This window comes from Streptomyces sp. NPDC008001 (assembly GCF_042958085.1).
In the GTDB taxonomy this organism is placed as follows: Bacteria; Actinomycetota; Actinomycetes; order Streptomycetales; family Streptomycetaceae; genus Streptomyces.
In genome coordinates this window covers 579775-599011 of record NZ_JBIBIZ010000002.1, presented here as the reverse complement: position 1 = coordinate 599011, position 19237 = coordinate 579775, and the positions used below count along the sequence as shown (strand labels likewise).

At 70.5% G+C, this 19237-nt stretch carries 20 protein-coding genes and 1 tRNA gene; 11 read left to right on the top strand and 10 right to left on the bottom strand.

Annotated elements, in window-relative coordinates; all coding sequences use genetic code 11:
• Positions 1-25 precede the first annotated feature (25 nt).
• The 3 genes from ACFZCD_RS07730 to nth all read right to left on the bottom strand — a co-directional run bounded on the left by ACFZCD_RS07730 (position 26) and on the right by nth (position 2883).
• Complete coding sequence (locus ACFZCD_RS07730; protein WP_391828868.1) at positions 26-1225, bottom strand: MarP family serine protease; 1200 nt, start codon at positions 1223-1225, stop codon at positions 26-28.
• A gap of 81 nt (positions 1226-1306) precedes the next feature.
• Positions 1307-1990 carry an NUDIX hydrolase gene (locus ACFZCD_RS07725; protein WP_391828867.1) on the bottom strand — a complete coding sequence of 228 codons (684 nt, stop codon included), beginning with the start codon at positions 1988-1990 and terminating at the stop codon, positions 1307-1309.
• The gene (gene nth, locus ACFZCD_RS07720; RefSeq protein ID WP_391828866.1) at positions 1987-2883 is read right to left on the bottom strand and encodes an endonuclease III; all 897 of its coding nucleotides are present in this window, start codon (positions 2881-2883) and stop codon (positions 1987-1989) included. The genes ACFZCD_RS07725 and nth overlap by 4 nt, the downstream gene beginning before the upstream one ends.
• A 250-nt stretch (positions 2884-3133) precedes the next feature.
• Here nth and ACFZCD_RS07715 point away from each other — a divergent pair, with 250 nt between their 5' ends.
• Positions 3134-3808, top strand: coding sequence for a Crp/Fnr family transcriptional regulator (locus ACFZCD_RS07715; protein ID WP_030367278.1), 675 nt, complete (start codon positions 3134-3136; stop codon positions 3806-3808).
• A gap of 190 nt (positions 3809-3998) precedes the next feature.
• On the opposite strand, the gene ACFZCD_RS07710 is transcribed toward ACFZCD_RS07715, so the two are convergent.
• The 4 genes from ACFZCD_RS07710 to ACFZCD_RS07695 all read right to left on the bottom strand — a co-directional run bounded on the left by ACFZCD_RS07710 (position 3999) and on the right by ACFZCD_RS07695 (position 6547).
• On the bottom strand, positions 3999-4832 hold the full coding sequence (locus tag ACFZCD_RS07710) for an MBL fold metallo-hydrolase (RefSeq protein WP_391828865.1): 834 nt from the start codon (positions 4830-4832) through the stop codon (positions 3999-4001).
• Positions 4829-5716 (bottom strand): NUDIX hydrolase, encoded by an 888-nt coding sequence (locus ACFZCD_RS07705; RefSeq protein WP_391828864.1) that lies wholly within the window; start codon positions 5714-5716, stop codon positions 4829-4831. The genes ACFZCD_RS07710 and ACFZCD_RS07705 overlap by 4 nt, the downstream gene beginning before the upstream one ends.
• A gap of 211 nt (positions 5717-5927) precedes the next feature.
• Entirely contained in the window at positions 5928-6392 is a 465-nt protein-coding gene (locus tag ACFZCD_RS07700; RefSeq protein WP_391828863.1) for a RidA family protein, read from the bottom strand.
• Positions 6389-6547 carry a DUF4177 domain-containing protein gene (locus tag ACFZCD_RS07695; RefSeq protein WP_086785308.1) on the bottom strand — a complete coding sequence of 53 codons (159 nt, stop codon included), beginning with the start codon at positions 6545-6547 and terminating at the stop codon, positions 6389-6391. Before ACFZCD_RS07695 ends, ACFZCD_RS07700 begins: the two co-directional genes overlap by 4 nt.
• Positions 6548-6639: 92 nt before the next feature.
• Between ACFZCD_RS07695 and ACFZCD_RS07690 the strand changes: the two genes are divergently transcribed.
• Positions 6640-7632 (top strand): ArsA family ATPase, encoded by a 993-nt coding sequence (locus ACFZCD_RS07690; RefSeq protein ID WP_391828862.1) that lies wholly within the window; start codon positions 6640-6642, stop codon positions 7630-7632.
• A complete protein-coding gene (locus tag ACFZCD_RS07685) occupies positions 7629-9092 on the top strand; it encodes an ArsA family ATPase (RefSeq protein ID WP_391828861.1) in 1464 nt (487 codons plus the stop codon). The genes ACFZCD_RS07690 and ACFZCD_RS07685 overlap by 4 nt, the downstream gene beginning before the upstream one ends.
• A gap of 78 nt (positions 9093-9170) precedes the next feature.
• Here the strand turns inward: ACFZCD_RS07685 and ACFZCD_RS07680 are convergent, their stop codons facing one another.
• A complete protein-coding gene (locus tag ACFZCD_RS07680; protein WP_235481528.1) occupies positions 9171-9506 on the bottom strand; it encodes a WhiB family transcriptional regulator in 336 nt (111 codons plus the stop codon).
• Between the two features lie 384 nt (positions 9507-9890).
• Between ACFZCD_RS07680 and ACFZCD_RS07675 the strand changes: the two genes are divergently transcribed.
• Positions 9891-12119 carry a transglycosylase domain-containing protein gene (locus tag ACFZCD_RS07675; protein WP_391828860.1) on the top strand — a complete coding sequence of 743 codons (2229 nt, stop codon included), beginning with the start codon at positions 9891-9893 and terminating at the stop codon, positions 12117-12119.
• A gap of 136 nt (positions 12120-12255) precedes the next feature.
• Here the strand turns inward: ACFZCD_RS07675 and ACFZCD_RS07670 are convergent, their stop codons facing one another.
• Entirely contained in the window at positions 12256-12720 is a 465-nt protein-coding gene (locus ACFZCD_RS07670; protein ID WP_391828859.1) for a GatB/YqeY domain-containing protein, read from the bottom strand.
• A 132-nt stretch (positions 12721-12852) separates the two neighbouring features.
• On the opposite strand from ACFZCD_RS07670, the gene ACFZCD_RS07665 reads away from it, so the two are divergent.
• The 4 genes from ACFZCD_RS07665 (at position 12853) to ACFZCD_RS07650 (ending at position 16583) form a co-directional block, all read left to right on the top strand.
• Positions 12853-13779, top strand: a complete 927-nt coding sequence (locus ACFZCD_RS07665; protein ID WP_391828858.1) for a metallophosphoesterase — start codon at positions 12853-12855, stop codon at positions 13777-13779.
• A gap of 50 nt (positions 13780-13829) precedes the next feature.
• On the top strand, positions 13830-14591 hold the full coding sequence (locus tag ACFZCD_RS07660; protein WP_391828857.1) for a Pr6Pr family membrane protein: 762 nt from the start codon (positions 13830-13832) through the stop codon (positions 14589-14591).
• A 46-nt stretch (positions 14592-14637) separates the two neighbouring features.
• Positions 14638-14711 (top strand) — tRNA-Pro (locus ACFZCD_RS07655).
• A 225-nt stretch (positions 14712-14936) separates the two neighbouring features.
• On the top strand, positions 14937-16583 hold the full coding sequence (locus ACFZCD_RS07650) for a PE-PGRS family protein (RefSeq protein WP_391828856.1): 1647 nt from the start codon (positions 14937-14939) through the stop codon (positions 16581-16583).
• Here the strand turns inward: ACFZCD_RS07650 and ACFZCD_RS07645 are convergent.
• Positions 16513-17355 carry a PE-PGRS family protein gene (locus tag ACFZCD_RS07645; protein ID WP_391828855.1) on the bottom strand — a complete coding sequence of 281 codons (843 nt, stop codon included), beginning with the start codon at positions 17353-17355 and terminating at the stop codon, positions 16513-16515. The two genes, ACFZCD_RS07650 and ACFZCD_RS07645, sit on opposite strands and share 71 nt — an antisense overlap.
• Before the next feature lie 538 nt (positions 17356-17893).
• Here ACFZCD_RS07645 and ACFZCD_RS07640 point away from each other — a divergent pair.
• The 3 genes from ACFZCD_RS07640 to ACFZCD_RS07630 all read left to right on the top strand — a co-directional run bounded on the left by ACFZCD_RS07640 (position 17894) and on the right by ACFZCD_RS07630 (position 19234).
• Positions 17894-18208 (top strand): hypothetical protein, encoded by a 315-nt coding sequence (locus ACFZCD_RS07640; protein WP_391828854.1) that lies wholly within the window; start codon positions 17894-17896, stop codon positions 18206-18208.
• 151 nt (positions 18209-18359) lie between these two features.
• Positions 18360-18878 carry a DUF4041 domain-containing protein gene (locus ACFZCD_RS07635; RefSeq protein WP_391828853.1) on the top strand — a complete coding sequence of 173 codons (519 nt, stop codon included), beginning with the start codon at positions 18360-18362 and terminating at the stop codon, positions 18876-18878.
• Complete coding sequence (locus tag ACFZCD_RS07630; RefSeq protein ID WP_391828852.1) at positions 18872-19234, top strand: GIY-YIG nuclease family protein; 363 nt, start codon at positions 18872-18874, stop codon at positions 19232-19234. The genes ACFZCD_RS07635 and ACFZCD_RS07630 overlap by 7 nt, the downstream gene beginning before the upstream one ends.
• The last annotated feature ends 3 nt before the right edge of the window (positions 19235-19237 follow it).

Genomic DNA, 19237 nt, shown 5'->3' with positions numbered 1-19237 from the left:
GCCCCCGGAAGGGCCCCCGAAGGCCTCAGAGGGCGCAGCCCTGGGTGTTGACCCGCTCGGTCGCCCGGCGGCCACTGGCGGCGTCACCGCGGACCTCGTCCGCCGTCAGGGCGTAGCCGGTCTCGGCGTCGTCGAGGGACTTGGCGAACACCACTCCGTAGACGCGGCCGTCCGGCGTGAGCAGCGGCCCGCCGGAGTTGCCCTGGCGGACGACGGTGTAGAGCGAGTAGACGTCGCGGCGGACGTTGCCCCGGCGGTAGATGTCCGGGCCGTTCGCCTGGACGCGGCTGCGGACGCGCGCGGCGCGCACGTCGTAGGAGCCGTTCTCCGGGAAGCCGGCCACGATCGCGCCCTTGCCGCTCTCCGCGTCGCCCGGGGCGAACCGCAGCTCGGGCGCCTCCAGGGCCGGGACGTCCAGCACGGCGATGTCGCGCTTCCAGTCGTAGAGGACGACCTTGGCCTCGTACTGCCGGCCCTGGCCGCCGACCTGCACGGTGGGCTCGTCGACGCCGCCGACGACGTGGGCGTTGGTCATCACCCGCTGCGGGGCGAAGACGAAGCCGGTGCCCTCCAGGACCTTGCCGCAGCTGGGCGCGGTGCCGACGACCTTGACGATGCTGCGCTGGGCCTCCGTGGCGACGGGGCTGCCCGCGAGCCCGGGGTCGGGGGCGGGCACGTTGGTGATGGGTTCGGTGGAGAAGGGCGCGAAGACCTGCGGGAAGCCGTTCTGCGCGAGGACCGTGCTGAAGTCCGCGAACCACGTGTTGGCCTGCGGCGGCACCACCCGGGCGACGCCGAGCAGCACCTTGGAGTTGCGGACCTCCTTGCCGAGCGTCGGCAGGGACGTGCCGGCGAGGGCGGAGCCGATCAGCCAGGCGACCAGCAGCATCGCCAGGACGTTGACGAGGGAGCCGCCGGTGGCGTCCAGGGCGCGGGCCGGGGACCAGGTGATGTGGCGGCGGAGCTTGTTGCCCAGGTGGGTGGTGGCGGCCTGGCCAACGGAGGCGCACACGATGACGATGACGACGGCCGCTATGGCGGCGGCCATGCCCGGAGTGGCCTCGTCGGTGGCGCTGTCCCAGATGACGGGCAGGACGTACACCGCTACGAGGCCGCCGCCGATGAATCCGATCACCGACAGCACGCCGACCACGAAGCCCTGGCGGTAGCCGACGACGGCGAACCACACGGCGGCGATCAGCAGCACGATGTCCAGCACGTTCACCGGGTATGCCTCGCAATGATGTCGTCTGCGGTGTCGCCGGCCCGGGGGACGGCGGGAGCCGGGATCACCGTCTCATGCCCCTCAGGCCCGCCGGTCCAGCGGTACCTGCCGATCGCGGTCCCAGGGGCGCTCCCAGCCCGCGTAGTGCAGGATCCGGTCGATCACGCCGGCGGTGAAGCCCCACACGAGGGCCCCCTCGACCAGGAAGGCGGGTCCGGTGTGGCCGCTCGGGTGCACCGCGGTGGCCCTGTTCTCCGGGTCGGTCAGGTCGGCCACGGGCACGGTGAAGACGCGGGCGGTCTCGGCCTCGTCGACCGGCTGGACGGGGCTGGGCTTGTGCCACCAGCCGAGCACGGGCGTGACGACGAATCCGCTGACCGGGATGTACAGCTGCGGCAGCACGCCGAAGATCTGGACGCCCGAGGGATCGAGCCCGGTCTCCTCCTCGGCCTCGCGCAGGGCGGCCCGGACGAGCCCGCCGGCGGCCGGATCGCCGTCCTCCGGGTCGAGGGCGCCGCCGGGGAAGGACGGCTGGCCCGCGTGCGAGCGCAGCGTCCCGGCGCGCTCCAGGAGGAGCAGCTCCGGGCCCCTGGGGCCGTCGCCGAAGAGGACGAGCACGGCGGACTGCCGGCCGCCGGTCTCGGGCGGCAGGAAGCGGCTGAGCTGGTGGGGCTCGATCGTCTGCGAGGCGCGCGCCACCGGCTCCAGCCACTCGGGCAGGCCCTCCGCGGTGACTGCGGCACCCCGGCCGTAGGTGCTCGTCATGCGTCGCCTCCCAGCGGCGGGGCCGGCAGGCCCGGGTAGTCGGGCGGGGGCTTGAGCCGCTGGCCGGGCTTGCCGCCCTTCTCGTACTTCAGGAGCTTCTTGGCCTTCTCGGGATCGGTCTCCCCCTCCCCGTACGAGGGGCAGAGGGGGGCGATCGGGCAGGCGCCGCAGGCGGGCCTGCGGGAGTGGCAGATGCGGCGGCCGTGGAAGATCACGCGGTGCGAGAGCATGGTCCACTCGCTCTTGGGGAAGAGCGCGCAGATCTCCGCCTCGACCTTCTCCGGGTCGGTGGCCTCGGTCCACTTCCAGCGCCGCACGAGCCGCCCGAAGTGGGTGTCCACCGTTATCCCCGGCCGGCCGAATGCGTTGCCGAGGACCACATGGGCGGTCTTGCGACCGACGCCGGGGAGGCTGACGAGGTCCTCTATGCGGCCGGGCACCTCTCCGCCGAAGCGGTCGCGGATCGCGGTGGACAGGCCGATGAGCGACTTGGCCTTGGCGCGGAAGAAGCCCGTGGGCCGGATGAGCTGCTCCAGCGCCTCGGGGTCGGCCGCGGCCATGTCCTCGGGCGTGGGATAGGCGGCGAAGAGGGCGGGAGTGGTCTGGTTGACGCGCAGGTCCGTCGTCTGGGCGGAGAGGACCGTGGCGACCAGGAGCTCGAAGGGATTCTCGAAGTCGAGCTCGGGGTGGGCGTAGGGATAGACCTCGGCGAGCTCGCGGTTGATCCGGCGGGCGCGGCGGACGAGGGCCGTGCGCGACTCCGGTTTGCCGGCGGCCTTCACGGCGGCGCCGCCCCCCGCGGCCTTGGCCGCCTTTGCGGAAGATGGCTCTCCGCTTTCCTTTTTGGCCTTCTTCGCGGCTTTCGCCGCCCCCGCAGGCGCGCGTTCGCCCACAGCGGAATTACGAGGCGGAGTCACCCTTCCGGCCCCCTTGCCCTGTGCTCTCACCGGCGTATTGGACACCCGGCCAGACTAAGGCCCGCCACTGACATCATGCCCTCACGCAGAAAAACCACAGCCCAATCGGACCCCTGCCGTAGGGCTTCGGGCGACGATGCGCGACACTTGTGTTTGATCACACAGTTTTACCGACGGGCATCATGGGGACCACGGTCCCCTGTGCATGTCGACAAGGAGAGAACTCGTGGACGACGTTCTGCGGCGCGCCCCGCTTTTCGCGGCGCTCGATGACGAGCAGGCCGCTGAGCTGCGCGCCTCCATGGGCGAGGCCACCCTCGCGAGGGGCGACGCCCTGTTCCACGAAGGGGACCCCGGCGACCGCCTCTACGTGGTGACCGAGGGCAAGGTGAAGCTCCACCGCACCTCCCCCGACGGCCGCGAGAACATGCTGGCCGTGCTGGGCCCCGGTGAGCTCATCGGAGAGCTGTCGCTCTTCGACCCCGGGCCGCGCACCGCCACCGCCACCGCCCTCACCGAGGTCAAGCTGCTCGGCCTCGGCCACGGCGACCTGCAGCCGTGGCTCAACGCCCGCCCGGAGGTGGCCACCGCCCTGCTGCGCGCCGTCGCCCGCCGGCTGCGCCGCACCAACGACTCGATGTCGGACCTCGTCTTCTCGGACGTCCCCGGCCGCGTCGCCAAGGCCCTGCTGGACCTCTCGCGCCGCTTCGGCGTGCAGTCCGAGGAAGGCATCCACGTGGTGCACGACCTCACCCAGGAGGAGCTGGCCCAGCTGGTCGGCGCCTCCCGCGAGACGGTCAACAAGGCCCTCGCCGACTTCGCCGGCCGTGGCTGGCTGCGTCTGGAAGCCCGTGCGGTGATCCTCCTCGACGTGGAGCGGCTCGCGAAGCGCTCTCGCTGACGCGCCGCGTGCGGGGCGTGCACGCCGCACGCCCCGGGCGCACGGCCCGACGGAAGCGCCCTCCGGCGCGCCCACGAGCTCGGAAGGCCCCTGCCACGCATGGCAGGGGCCTTCGGCATGCACGCGCGGAGCCGCCGGGGGCTACCGGGCCCCGAGACCACCGGGGCTACGAGCCCCGGGGGCTACCGGCTCACTGGATCAGCCCGTGCTCGCCCAGGTACTCCAGCTGCGCCCGTACGGACAGCTCCGCTGCCGGCCACAGCGAACGGTCCACGTCCGCGTAGACGTGGGCGACCACCTCCGACGGCGTGCGGTAGCCGTTCTCCACTGCGGTCTCCACCTGCGCGAGCCGCTTCGCCCGGTGCACGAGGTAGAAGTCGACCGCACCGCGCGCGTCGTCGAGGACCGGCCCGTGGCCCGGCAGCACCGTCTCCACTCCCTCGTCCACGGTGAGCGCCCGCAGCCGGCGCAGCGAGTCGAGGTAGTCGCCGAGCCGGCCCTCGGGGTGGGCGACGACCGTCGTGCCACGGCCCAGCACCGTGTCTCCGGTGAACACCGCCCCGTCGGCGGGCAGGTGGAAACACAGAGAGTCCGCGGTGTGGCCGGGCGTGGAGATCACGTGCAGCTCCAGGCCGCCGGTGGTGACCACGTCCCCGATGCCCAGCCCCTCACCGCCCAGGCGCAGCGCCGGGTCGAGGGCCCGTACGTGCGTACCGGTCAGTTCGGCGAAGCGGGCGGCCCCGTCGGAGTGGTCGGGGTGGCCGTGGGTGAGGAGAGTGAGCGCGATGCGCTTTCCGGCCGCCTCGGCGGTCGAGACGACGGCCTGAAGGTGCGTTTCGTCCAGCGGTCCGGGATCGATGACTACGGCGAGGTCGGAATCCGGCTCGGCGACGATCCAGGTGTTGGTGCCGTCGAGCGTCATCGGGGACGGGTTGGGCGCAAGGACACAGGTCGCGCGCGCCGTCGCGGGGCCGCCGAGGGCCCCTCCGCGGGGCCGGCCGGGAAGTTCGGTCGCGGATGTCATGAGTCGGCCTCCGAAGGTCCCGAGGGTTTCATGGCGACGTGCCGGGTGAATTCGTCGTGTCCGGGCCAGCTCAGCACGATCTCCCCGCCTTCGAGCCGCGCCCTGGCCAGGACGGGGGTGAGATCCCTGTCACGCGCGGCGGTCAGGGCCTCGGCGACGCTGCCGTACGGGACCAGCTCGCGCAGCGTGGAGATGGTGGGCGGCATCATCAGCAGCTCCCCGCGGTCGAAGCCGGCGGCCGCCTCCGCAGGGCGGATCCACACGGTCCGGTCCGCTTCGGTGGAGGCGTTGCGGGTGAGCTGTCCCTCGGGCAGCGCGGCGACGAAGAACCAGGTGTCGTAGCGGCGCGGTTCGAACTCGGGCGTGATCCAGTGCGCCCAGCCGCCCAAGAGGTCGCTGCGCAGCAGCAGGCCCCGCCGTACGAGGAGGTCGGCGAAGGACAGCTCACGGCTGACGAGGGCGGCCCGCTCGGCCTCCCACTCGGGCCCGGTGGTGTCCGCGACGACCGTGCCGGGGGTGGGCCCGGCGAGCAGCACCCCCGCCTCTTCGAAGGTCTCCCGGACGGCGGCGCACACGACGGCCTGTGCGGAAGCGGCGTCGACGCCCAGGCGCCGGGCCCAGTCAGCGGGGGCCGGTCCGGCCCAGGGCACGTCCCGCTCGTCGCGCGGGTCGACGGAGCCGCCCGGATACGCGTACGCGCCTCCGGCGAAGGCCATGGAGGCGCGTCTGCGCAGCATGTGGACGGCGGGGCCGCCGGATCCGTCGCGCAGCAGCAGGACGGTCGCCGCACGGCGGGGAGTGACGGGCTTGAGCTCGCCCCGCGTGAGCGCTCTGATCCGGTCCGGCCACTCCGGCGGATACCACTGGCCGTTCGAAGTCGACATGGCCGGATGCTATGCGCTCACGGGCGGATGTTCGAGGGCCCGGAGCCCGCGGTGGGCGAGGCGGCGCCACCGGACAGGAGTGAACGGATTCCGGCCGAAGCCCGATCAGTCCGGCTTCAGCTCAGTCCTGGGCTCCGGTTCGGTCCTGGGCCTCGGCTCAGTCGCAGACCTCGGCTCGGCCCTGGACGTCAGCTCAGTCCCGGACGTCAGCTCAGTCCCGGACCTCGACCACGAGCTCGACCTCGACCGGCGCGTCCAGCGGCAGCACCGCGACGCCCACGGCCGAGCGGGCGTGCACGCCCTTCTCGCCGAGCACCTCGCCGAGCAGCTCGCTGGCGCCGTTGAGGACGCCCGGCTGGCCGGTGAAGTCGGGGGCGGAGGCGACGAAGCCGACGACCTTCACCACGCGCACGATGCGGTCCAGGTCACCGACGACCGACTTGACGGCCGCCAGGGCGTTCAGCGCGCAGGTCGCCGAGAGCTCCTTGGCCTGCTCGGCGCTGACCTCGGCGCCGACCTTGCCCGTCACCGGGATGGAACCCTTGACCATGGGCAGCTGGCCCGCGGTGTAGACGTACGAACCGGAGCGCACGGCCGGCTGGTAGGCGGCCAGCGGCGGCACGACCTCGGGCAGGCTCAGGCCGAGCTCGGCGAGCCTGCTCTCGACGGCGCTCACGGCTTCGGCCGCTTGAGGTAGGCCACCAGCTGCTCGGGGTTGTTCGGCCCCGGGACGACCTGGACGAGCTCCCAGCCGTCCTCGCCCCAGGTGTCCAGGATCTGCTTGGTCGCGTGCACGAGCAGCGGCACGGTGGCGTATTCCCATTTGGTCATAGGCCGACTGTAATGCCTCTCGCCGGCGACGAATGACCTCATGTCGCCACCTGGCGCCGCAAGGGCGTTGCCGACGAATTAGGCTCCGATTCATGAGCAGGCTCCATGTCGTCAGCGGCAAGGGCGGAACCGGCAAGACCACGGTCGCCGCGGCACTCGCGCTTGCCCTCGCCGCCGAGGGCAAGCGCACTCTCCTGGTGGAGGTGGAAGGCCGCCAGGGCATAGCCCAGCTGTTCGAGACGGAGGCGCTCCCGTACGAGGAGCGCAAGATCGCGGTGGCGCCCGGCGGGGGCGAGGTGTTCGCCCTGGCCATCGACGCCGAGCGGGCGCTCCTCGACTACCTCCAGATGTTCTACAAACTCGGCAGCGCGGGGCGCGCTCTGCGGAAGATAGGCGCCATCGATTTTGCGACAACCATCGCGCCCGGACTGCGCGATGTCCTGCTGACCGGAAAGGCCTGTGAGGCGGTCCGCCGCAAGGACCGCACGGGCCGCTTCGTCTACGACCACGTGATCATGGACGCCCCGCCCACCGGCCGCATCACCCGCTTCCTCAACGTGAACGACGAGGTGGCCGGGCTCGCCCGGATCGGCCCGATCCACAATCAGGCGCAGGCCGTCATGCGGGTGCTCAAGTCGCCGGAGACGGCAGTGCACTTCGTGACGCTGCTGGAGGAGATGCCCGTCCAGGAGACGTGCGACGGCGTTGCGGAGCTCCGCGCGGCGGGCCTTCCCGTGGGCGGCGTCGTCATCAACATGGTGCGGCCGGAGATACTGGACGCGGCGGCCGTGGAGGCCGCCGCGAACGGCCGGCGGACCGCCGTCGCCCAGGCCCTCTCGCACGCCCTGGAGCGCACCGGCTTCGGCGGAGCGCGCGGCCCCGGCCTCACCGAGCAGCTGGTCGGCCCCCTGCTGACCGAGGCCCGCGAGCACACCGAGCGGCTCGCCCTGGAGCACCGCGGCCGCGCCGGCATAGCGGCGCTCGGCCTGCCCACGTACGAACTGGAACTGCTCGGCGACGGCGTTGACCTGGCGGGGCTGTACCGCATGGCGCGCGAACTGCGGAAGCAAGGAGTGGCGCAGTGACAGCAGAATTGCCGGCCCAGCGGAAGGGCCTCGACACCGCCTCCGTCCTCGCCATCGACCCCGTCCTGGACAACCCCCGCACCCGCATCGTGGTGTGCTGCGGCTCCGGCGGCGTCGGCAAGACCACCACCGCGGCGGCCCTCGGCGTACGGGCGGCGGAGCGCGGCCGGAAGGTCGTCGTGCTGACGATCGACCCGGCGCGCAGGCTGGCGCAGTCGATGGGCATCGAGGAGCTCGACAACGTGCCCCGCCGGGTGCCCGGGATCGACTCGTCCGCCGGGGGCGAGCTGCACGCCATGATGCTCGACATGAAGCGGACCTTCGACGAGATCGTGGAGGCCCACTCCGACAAGGAGCGCGCCGCGGCGATCCTGGAGAACCCCTTCTACCAGTCCCTGTCGGCCGGTTTCGCGGGCACGCAGGAGTACATGGCCATGGAGAAGCTCGGCCAGCTCCGCTCCCGCGACGAGTGGGACCTGATCGTCGTGGACACCCCGCCCAGCCGCTCGGCGCTGGACTTCCTGGACGCTCCCGGGCGGCTCGGGTCGTTCCTGGACGGGAAGCTGATCAAGCTGCTGGTCGCGCCGGCGAAGCTCGGCGGACGGGCCGGGATGAAGTTCCTGGGCGTCGGCATGTCCGTGATGAGCGGGCCGCTGAACAAGCTGATGGGGGCCCAGCTCCTGCGGGACGTCCAGACGTTCGTCGCCGCCATGGACACCATGTTCGGCGGGTTCCGCACCCGGGCGGACGCCACGTACCGCCTGCTGCAGGCACCCGGTACGGCCTTCCTGGTCGTCGCGGCCCCCGAGCGGGACGCCCTGCGGGAGGCGGCGTACTTCGTGGAGCGGCTGGCCGCGGAGCGGATGCCGCTGGCGGGCGTCGTCCTCAACCGCGTGCACGGGAGCGCGGCCGACCAGCTGACGGCCGAGCGGGCGCTGGCCGCGGCGGAAGCGCTTTCATCGGAAAATCTTGCCGATGGCGGCATTGTGGATCGTGACAGCGGGCAAGCTGGCTCACGTACCGCCCGCGTCGCAGGCACCGACGCTCCCACGGTTCCGTCCCCTCCCGAGAGCGGCCTCCCCCAGCCGGCGTCTTCGGGAGAATCGAGCGACGCTTCACAGAGCAGCGGGGCTTCACGGATCAGCGGCGCTTCACGGATCAGCGATGCTCCGGAGATCTCAGCGGCTTCCAGCGAGACCTCAGAGGCTTCCAGGACGGCGGCCGGTCTGCTGCGGCTGCACGCCGAGCGCATGCAGGTGCTCGACCGCGAGCGCCGCACGCGCGACCGCTTCACCTCTCTGCATCCGGAGGTCGCGGTGGCGGAAGTGGCCGCCCTGCCCGGTGATGTGCACGACCTGGCGGGACTGCGGGAGATCGGCGAACGCCTCGCCGCCCAGCCCGCTGCCCCCGCCTCCGCGCACGGCTCGGCCCGCGCGAACGTATCCGCCCCGCGCCCGTGAACACTTCGGCCCGTGAACGCTTCGAGGGGCCCTGCCGGGACTGACTAAACCGCCAGGACTACTAACCGCCGGGACTGACTAACCGACAGCCGCGTACTCGCCGTACTCCTCGTCGCCCAGCGACAGGATCCCCGCCCCGCGCTCGTATTCCGTCCGGGCGGTCTCCAGGAGCCTGCGCCACGAGGTGACCGTCGGCCTGCGCCGCAGCAGCGCCCTGCGCTCGCGCTCGGTCATCCCGCCCCACACACCGAACTCGACGCGGTTGTCCAGCGCATCGGCCAGACACTCGGTGCGCACCGGGCACCCCGTGCACACCGCCTTGGCCCTGTTCTGCGCAGCGCCCTGAACGAACAGTTCATCCGGATCGGTAGTGCGGCAGGCGGCCTGCGCACTCCAGTCGGTTACCCAGCCCATGCTGGCGCCGTCCTCTCCCGAATCGGGGCTCCCCCACGGCGGCAGCGGCATATTCACCGTTGCCAGTTGAGGACGTTACGGAAGGCGGGCAGGGGGCAACACCCCCTTCGGGCCCAATCTTGGATGGCCCGAACGGACTATGCGTACGCGGCAGATCACCCAACGGAGTGACCGGGCGACATTAACGGCCAATCAGCCATATCAGGTCGGATCACCCGGGTCGCAAGACTCAGAGAGTGACACGGACGGCAATACGGACACCTCTCATCACCCACAAGAGTGAAGGCAGAGGTGGTGCTGAACCGCATCGCAGTGACTGGCGTGAAACAGCGTAGGCGAACACACGGGCGTCTGTCCGCCGAATGAGAACGTAGGCTTCCCTCCATGGGTAAGAAGCGCTCGGGCGAGGGGTCCAACAGGACCCGGATGGCCGCCAAGTTCCTCGGTGTCAGCGTGCTCTCCGGAGCGGTTCTGGCGGGCCTGGCCCTGCCTGCCGTCGGGGCCTTCGGGCTGGTGGCCAAGGAGTCCGTCGAGGGGTTCGACGAGATTCCGGCCAGTATGAAGACCCCACCGCTCAGCCAGCGCACCACAATCCTGGACGCCGAGGGCGGCGAAATAGCCAAGGTCTACTCGCGGGACCGTACGGTCGTACCGCTGAACGAGATCTCCCCGTACATGCGGAAGGCGATCGTCGCCATCGAGGACGCGCGCTTCTACGAGCACGGCGCGGTCGACCTCAAGGGCGTGCTCCGCGCGCTCAACAAGAACGCCCAGTCCGGCGGCGTCTCCGAGGGCGCCTCCACGCTCACCCAGCAGTACATCAAGAACATCTTCATCGAGGAGGCGGGCGACGACCCCGACAAGGTCGCCGTGGCCACCCAGCAGACCCTCGGCCGCAAGGTCAAGGAGCTGAAGTACGCCATCCAGGTGGAGAAGGAGCTCGGCAAGGACCGGATCCTCAACAACTACCTGAACATCACCTTCTTCGGGCAGCAGTCCTACGGCGTCGAGGCCGCCTCCCAGCGCTACTTCAGCAAGCGCGCGAAGGACCTCACCCTGGCCGAGTCGGCGATGCTGGCCGGCATCGTCCAGTCGCCGAGCCGCTACGACCCCGTCAACGCCCCGAACGAGGCCGTCAAGCGCCGCAACACCGTGCTGCAGCGCATGGCCGAGCTCAAGGCCGTGACCCCGGAGGAGGCGGCCGCCGCCAAGGCCGAGCCCGTCAAGCTGAAGGTCACCCGGCCCAAGAGCGGCTGCATCACCGCCGTCAGCGGCGCGGGCTTCTTCTGCGACTACGTCCGCGAGGTCTTCCTCAAGGACCCGGTCTTCGGCAAGACCAAGGAGGCGCGGGCCAAGCGCTGGAACGAGGGCGGCATGACGATCCGCACCACCCTCGACCCGCAGACGCAGAAGTCCGTCCAGAAGTCGATCACCGACCACGTCTACCAGTCGGACTCGGTGGCCACCGCGATCTCGATCGTCCAGCCCGGCACCGGCAAGGTGCTCGGCATGGGCCAGTCGCGCCCGTACGGCTTCGGCGACCACCAGACGCAGATCAACCTCTCGGCCGACAAGAACCGGGGCGGCTCGAACTACGGCTTCCAGACCGGCTCGACCTTCAAGCCGATCCTCGCGGCGGCAGCCCTGGAGGAGGGCATCTCGCCCAACAAGACGTACGCGTCGCCCTACCAGATGCCCTACCCGGACGCCGTGGACACGTGCACCGGCACCTGGAGGAACTCCGGCGGCGAGACCGTCAGCAACGAGAACCGGAGCGAGTCCGGCCCGTACGGGATGCGGGAGGCGACCGCCAAGTCGGTCAACACCTACTTCATCCAGATGATCGGTGACATCGGCACCTGCCCGGTGACGAAGATGGCGGAGAAGCTCGGCCTGAAGCCGGCCTCCGGCGCCGACATGGACCAGGTGCCGTCGATCGCGCTCGGCACGCAGGGCATGTCCCCGCTGACCATGGCCTCCGCGTACGCGGCCTTCGCCAACGGCGGCACGTACTGCACGCCCGTCCTGATCACCTCGGCCACCGGTCCGAACGGCAAGAGCCTGCCGGTGCCGAAGACCAAGTGCTCGCGGGCCATGTCCGAGCAGACCGCCGACACGGTGAACACGCTCCTCAAGGGCGTCGTCGAGGACGGCACGGGCAAGGAGGCCGGTCTGTCCGGCCGTGACAGCGCCGGCAAGACCGGTACGACGGACGGCCGCAAGGCCGCCTGGTTCGTCGGCTACACCCCCAACATGGCCGGTGCGGTGTGGGTCGGCGGTCCGGGCAAGGACGTCGAGATGGAGAACATCACCATCGGCGGCCAGTACCACGACAAGGTCTACGGCGGTGACACCCCCGGTCCGATCTGGCGCGACGCGATGACCGGTGCGCTGGAGGGCAAGGAGGCCCCGTCCTTCGACACGGTCTCCGTCGGCGGCGGCGAGCGTGGTGACGCCGGCAAGGGCGACACCGACAAGGGCGCCACGGCGGGCAACGGGCGCGGCAGGAACAAGCCTGGCGGCAACAAGCCGGGCGGCGGGGGCAGCGGCAAGAACGGTGGCACGACCGGCCGGCACAGCCAGCCGGGTACGGGCCAGGACGGCGGCCGCTGAGCGCGCTCACCCAGGCAGCCGCTGAGCGGACTCACCCATGAGAAGGGGCGCCCGGACCGAAACGGTCCGGGCGCCCCTTCTCGTACGTCTGCGGGATGAGCCCGCTGTCTGCGGGATCGGCCCGCTGTCTGCAGGGTCAGCCGGCCAGGAGGCGCTTGACCTCGGCGGCGACTCGGCTGCCCTCGGCGCGCCCGGCGACCTTGGGGTTCACGATCTTCATGACGGCGCCCATGGCCTTCGGCCCCTCGGCACCGCCGGCCTTGGCCTCGGCCACCGCCTCGCCGACGATCGCGGCGAGCTCCTCGTCCGACAGCTGCTTCGGCAGGTAGGCGGCGAGGACCTCGCCCTCCGCGCGCTCCCGCTCGGCCTGCTCGGCACGGCCGCCCTTGTCGAACGCGTCGGCGGCCTCACGGCGCTTCTTCGCCTCGCGGGTGATCACCTTCAGCACCTCGTCGTCGGAGAGCTCACGGGCGGACTTGCCCGCGGTCTCCTCGTAGGCGATGGCGGAGAGGGTGAGCCGGAGGGTGGAGGAGCGCAGCTCGTCACGGCCCTTGATGGCGGTGGTGAGGTCGTCGTGCAGCTTGGCCTTGAGCGTGGTCATGCCGCAATCTTCGCATTGGGCGACGGGAGACGCGCCGGATTAACGCGGCGGGGGGGGGGTGGGCGAGGGGCAACTCCCGGTTGTCCACAGCCCCTGCCGGGTACGGGCCCGCGGTCTGCGACCATGTATCCCATGCGCGCTCGATACGGAGTACCCCTGGGAATTGCGGCAGTCGGCGCCGCCGGCATCGCCTACGCCGCCGGCTTCGAGGTCCGGTCCTTCCGGCTGCGGCGGGTGACGGTGCCCGTGCTGCCGCCCGGCATGCGGCCGCTGCGCGTGCTCCAGGTCTCCGACATCCACATGGTCTCCGGACAGCGCAAGAAGCAGCGCTGGCTGCAGTCGCTCGCCGGGCTGCGCCCGGACTTCGTGATCAACACCGGTGACAACCTCTCCGACCCGGAGGGCGTGCCCGAGACGCTCGACGCGCTGGGCCCGCTGATGGAGTTCCCGGGCGCCTACGTCTTCGGCTCGAACGACTACTACGGTCCCAAGCTGCGCAACCCCGCCCGCTATCTGCTGGAGCGGGCCAGCGGGCGGCACGGCCTGAACGGGAACGCCCCGGTCGTCGGCGCGATCCACAACCCCTGGGAGGAGCTGCGCGACGGCTTCGACGCGGCGGGCTGGGCCAACCTCACCAACACCCGCGGCACCCTCAAGGTCGCCGGCTACGACATCGCCCTCACCGGCCTCGACGACCCGCACATCAAGCGCGACCGCTACGCGGAGGTCCCCGGCGGCCCCCGCGAGGACGCCGACTTCTCCATGGCCGTCGTCCACGCCCCCTACCTCCGGGTCCTCGACGCCTTCACCGCCGACCGGTACCCGCTGATCCTCGCCGGGCACACGCACGGCGGCCAGCTGTGCATCCCCTTCTACGGGGCGCTGGTCACCAACTGCGACATCGACCCCGAGCGGGTCAAGGGCCTCTCCACCCACAAGGCCGGCGGCCACCGCTCCTACCTGCACGTTTCCGCAGGCTGCGGTACCAACCGCTACACCCCGGTCCGCTTCGCCTGCCCTCCGGAGGCCACCCTCCTCACCCTCGTCGCCCGCGACTGAGCCGCGCGACGGGGCCGGGGGGTTCCGGAAGCCCACCGTACGGTGGGGGGATGACCGACCCGACCACCCTCTCCGCCGCCCGGCGCGGCACGTCCGACGCGGCGGGCGTCCCCGCCTCCGCAGTCGTCCCGGCCGGCCGCCGCCCCTTCGCGGCGGCCTTCCGCGCCCTCGTGGCCCTGGCCGCGCTCACCGGCATCGTCCTGGACACGATCGACTCCGACGACGTGGGCAGGCTCTTCAGCTACTTCACGATCCAGTCCAACATCCTGGTGGCGGTCACCTTCGCCTGGGCCGCCCACCGCGCCTGGACCGCCCGCCCCGCCCTCTCCCCGCGGATCACCGGCGCGGCGCTGCTCTACATATCGATCACAGGCCTGGTCTTCCACTTCGTGCTCTCGAACGACGCCAGCGGCTTCGCCATGACCAGCCAGCGCACCCCCCTGGAATCGATCGCCAACCAGCTCCTGCACACCGTGACCCCGCTCGCGGCCGCCCTCGACTGGCTTCTGCTCACCGCGCCCGCCGGCTTCCTGCTGCGCCACGCCTGGCAGTGGCTGGTCTACCCCCTCCTCTACCTCCCGTTCGCCCTGGTCCGCGGCCTCCTCCTGGCCCCCGGCACCGAGGGCCGCTACCCGTACCCCTTCCTGGACGTCGATCTGCACGGCTACGACGGCATCGCCGTCAACGCCGTCGTCTTCGGTCTGGCCTTCTACGTACTGGCCCTCGCCCTGGTCCTCCTCGACCGCGTACGCCCCCACCTGCGCGGCTCCCGAAACCGGATTTCGCCTACGGGCTCCGGTCCGCTAAAGTAGAGCTCGTTGCGCCGGGGACTTGCGAAAGCAGGAGCCCGGAGAGCATCGGGGTGTAGCGCAGCTTGGCAGCGCGCTTCGTTCGGGACGAAGAGGTCGTGGGTTCAAATCCCGCCACCCCGACAGAGAAACACCAGGTCAGGCTCGGTGCTGAGAGATCAGCACCGAGCCTGATTTGCTTTGTTGCCCCGTTTTGGGAGCCGTTTGGGAGCCAACTTCCAGAAACCGGCTCCCGGCGGCTCCCAGCGAGCGGCCGTCCGCCGTCCAGCCCGCTCTTTGCCGCTCACGCTGGGAAAGGGTCATCCCTACGGTTGTGTGAGGCCGATCACAGGCGGTACGACGATCGCCATGCACCGATGGTCTCCGTTAAATGACCGGCAGCTCGCACTCCTCACCCGCATCGGGGACGGAGCCGACCCCGTCACGTCGGACAGCCCAGAGCTCGCCCTCACCGCCCGCGCGCTCAAGGAGCGGCGTCTGATCACCATGCCCAAGCAGGATGGGAAGTGGCAGGCGGAGATCACTGACGCGGGGCGCTTCTACCTGGAACACGGCCATCACCCGGACCGGCCGGAACCGGCGCCGCGCAAGCAGCGGTCGGCGGGTTCCGAACAACGGACACGGCCTGCCCCTCCTGCGCAGAAGCAAGACACAGCTCCGTCCACGACGCAGCCGGCGCCGCAACGCACCGCCAAGCCCCCACAGGCGTCGTCGGCGGAAATCGGAGCCGCCTTGATCGCGGAAGTGCAGCAAGCTGGGCGGTTCCTCCGGATCCCGAACCCCAGCGACCAGGAGCGAGCCCGCTACCGCAGGGCCTTCGACGCAGCCCGGCAGTGTGCGCCCGAGGGGTACCACCTGAAGTACAGCGGCCGGGCGAAGGGAGACTTCTTCCTCGGTCTGCTCAGAGTGTCCGGGGAGGACGACACCGAGTGGAACCGGATCCGGCTGGCACGCAGCCGGATGATCAGCGATGTCGAGGACGTGATCGCCGCAGTCACTGCGGACCACAGCGCCTTCGAGCTCTCGGAGGAGGTCCTGCCCCGAGTCCTCTCGCTTCTCCGGCTCCTCGCCGAGCAGGCACTCGCCCGCCACGGCGAGATCACGGTGTCCAAGAAGCGCAAGCAACCCAGGCCCCTGCTCACCGTCCAAGGCAGGACGTACGAGGTCGGCTTCCGCGAACGGCAGAAGCAGGTCCGGTACGTGCCCAAGCAGCCGGGCCGACGTACGTACGACTGGCAGCGGGTGACGCCGGCGCACAGGTTCGAGCCGTCCGGCGAGCTGGAGCTGCTGATCAGCCAGCACTCGGGCTACGGCTACGGCCACAGCTACGGCTGGAAGAAGGAATGGGCCGACACCGCCAAGAAGCCGTTGGAGGAGCAGGTCGGCTCAGTGTTCCGGGCGCTGAAGGCTCGCGCGGAGGAGCAGGAGCGGGCTCGGCTGGAACGGGAGGCCGAACAGCGGCGCCTGCGCGAGGAGCGGGAACGGCAGGAGGCGGAACGTCGGCGTCTGGAAGCGGAGCGGGAGGAGCGCGAGCGGCGGGAGTGGGAGTCGGCCGTCAGTGCCGCCTCGGTCAAGGCGGTCCACGCCGTACGGGCTGAGCACTTCGGCACAGCCCTGGAGCAGTGGAAGGTGGCCGGAGAGATCCGCGTGTTCTGCGGCGCACTGGACGAAGCCGCCGCAGCATCGGACAACGCCGTCGAAGCCGAGAGGCTGCGAGAGTGGTCGGCCTGGGGGAAGGCGGAGGCCGACCGTCTGGACCCCACCATGAACGGCAAGGGCCTGGCCGCTCTCGACTTCCACGCGGAGCCGACCGAAGATCAGCTACGGCCCTTTCTCGGCGGCTGGAACCCGCACCGGCCGGAGAGGGAGCAGCCTGCGACACGGCCCGAGCCGCCGAAGCCGGCCCCGGAGCCGTGGCGCGGCTCTATCGACGCACGTCAGGATCAAGGCTGGCGATATGGACGCCAAGGTCGCGCTCAATGGTGGAGGCGATGACGCCGTGCCCACGGTCGCGTAGGGCCTTGACCGCCTTCTCCACCAGCTCGCCGAGCCTGATGACCTCGGCGCGCAGAGCGACCAACTCGTCGTAGCGGTCAGCCTTGTCCGCTCCGCACCATGCCCGGACGGTTCGCAGGGCGGCCGCCTCCGCGTCCAACTTGCGGTCGTCCCGTCGGCTGTAGGGTCCCCAGGTGGGCCGTGTGCGTTCCTGCGCAACGTCCTGCTGCTTGCGGTCCACTTCCGGGAGGATCTCGTCGGCGAGGCGGCCCGCTACCTGACGGGCGACGCGCTCGGTGACCGGCCAGCCGGCCAGGCACATGCCGGCGCGGTTCTCGTGCACCATCGGGTCACTGCGGAGCGCGGTGGCGTCCATTCCGATGAGCGGCGCTGTCTCGTCGAGTCGGCTCAGTTCCAGAACTCCCGCGTCCGCCACCCCTCGGCGGAGGCGCAGCCTGTTCTTCGGCCGGACGAACCCGAGGATCAAGCGCGCGGCCTCGAACTCCGTACCGCCCCGTACGTGGCGTGACGCCTCGGCCAGTCTGAGCTCTGCCTCGTCATCCGCGCGGAACGCATCGACGTCTGACCACGGTGCTACGAGGCAGCCGGGACTGACCCATTCCTGCAGGCCAGCGTCATCCCCTTCCAGGAACCGGATGTGGATCCAGTCAGACCTGCCACGGCCGCCCACCCGAACGATCTCCACCTGCCTGACAGGGCTGCCCAGCTCCTTCGGCCTCGCGCGGTAGGCCCAGTGCTCGCCAATCTCCATGTGTCTATTGAGCCAGGCGTGTTGGACACATCACGGGACGTTTGCCATAACTACCGGCGCGAGGTCCGCATCATCAGGTTGACGCCGCCCTACGAAGGCAACGCGCGAGATGGCTGCGCCCCGGCACCGACCAGAGAGGGCCTCACGCATAGTCACAGGATGGTCACGAGGTGGGATATGCGAGTGATCGGGTGGCTGATCACCAAGAAAATGTCACTCTGCGTTTGCCGGGATTATCCGGCGCCCTGTGTGCTGGGGAGCCTCAGGGACGAGGGGGTGGGGAGTGACTACTTACCGTTTCAATCCGCCGCCGGGTTGGCCTGTGCCGCCCGCGGGATGGATGCCGCCGCCGGACTGGCGGCCCGACCCTTCGTGGCCCCCGATGCCGGTGGGATGGCAGCTATGGGTTCCTGAAGTCGGCTCCACCACCGACCCCCTCGCTGTCGGCCCTGCCACGGAAGCCTCCGCGGTGCCGGCCACGGCCAAGGTGCCGCCGCCTCGAAAGGGAGGGTTGTTCGGGCGTCGGCGTTCGAATGCCGTGTCCGAGGTCGAAGAACTGCGCGCGTGGATCGCAAGGACTCAGGGGCTGGATGCCGCGCGGGTCGCCGATCTTGTGCGGCAGGTCGAGGCGGAAGCCGCCGCGCTGCGTGAGAAGGCGTCCGCCGAAGCCTCCGAAGAGGCCGAGGGGATCCTCAAGGACGCGCGTGAGACGGCGAAGGAGACCGAGCGGGTCCGAAAGGAGGCCGACCGACACCGCAAGGACGTCTCCGACGCCGAGCGGCGGCTTGCCGAACTGCAGGGCCTGATCGTCAACGCCGACGAGACCGCCATGCTGCAGGAGGCTGGGATCTAATGCCTACCGGCATGCGCTGCACGACGCGATCGCGTACCGCAGCCGACTCGACACGCTGCAGAACGAGATCAAGACGCTCGCCCGTGCAGGCCGCGCCGTCCAGGCGGCAACGGACTGGACAGTCAACGGCTCCAAACGCGAGGGCCAGAAGATGGTCCGCGACTTCTCCAAGCTCATGCTGCGCGCTTACAACGCCGAAGCCGACTACGCCGTGCGGTCCATGCGGCCCCACCGGCTGAGCTCCCTAGTGGACCGGCTCTACAAGAGCCGCGAGACGATCGCCAAGCTGGGCGCGACGATGCACATTCGAATCACCGACGAGTATCACAACGCGCGCGTGAGGGAGTTGGAACTCACCGCCGACTTCCTGCAGAAGAAGGAAGAGGAGAAGGAAGCCCAGCGCGAGGCGCGTGCCCGGGAGCGCGAGGAGGCAGCGGTCCAGCGGGAACTCGACCGGCAGCGCGAGAAACTGGACAAGGAACTCAGCCACTATCAGGCAGCACTTGAACGCCTGCGCGAGCGCGGTGACGAAGCGGGTGTCGCGGAGCTGCAAGCCAAACTGGCCGAGATCGAGGACGCCCTCCAAGACGTCGAGTCCCGCAAAGCGAACATCCGCGCCGGCTACGTGTACGTCATCTCGAACATCGGCGCTTCGGCGATCGCATGGTGAAGATCGGCATGACGAGGCGGCTCGAACCTCTGGAGCGGATCTACGAGTTGAGCGGCGCGGCTGTGCCCTTCCGCTTCGACGTGCACGCGCTGATCTTCAGCAAGGACGCGGTCGGCCTAGAGACGGAGCTCCACCGGCAGTTCGCCTCGCAGCGGGTCGACCAGGTCAACAGCCGGAAGGAGTTCTTCTACGCCACCCCGGCAGAGGTGCGCGATGCGCTGCAACGGTTCGCCGGACAGCATCTGATCGAGTTCACCGAGGAACCCCAGGCACTGGAATGGCGGGCCGGCAGGCACAGGGGCGAAGCCGGTGCGCCAGCCGCAGGCGCAGGAGGAGTTACAGCCCGGACAGCATGATGT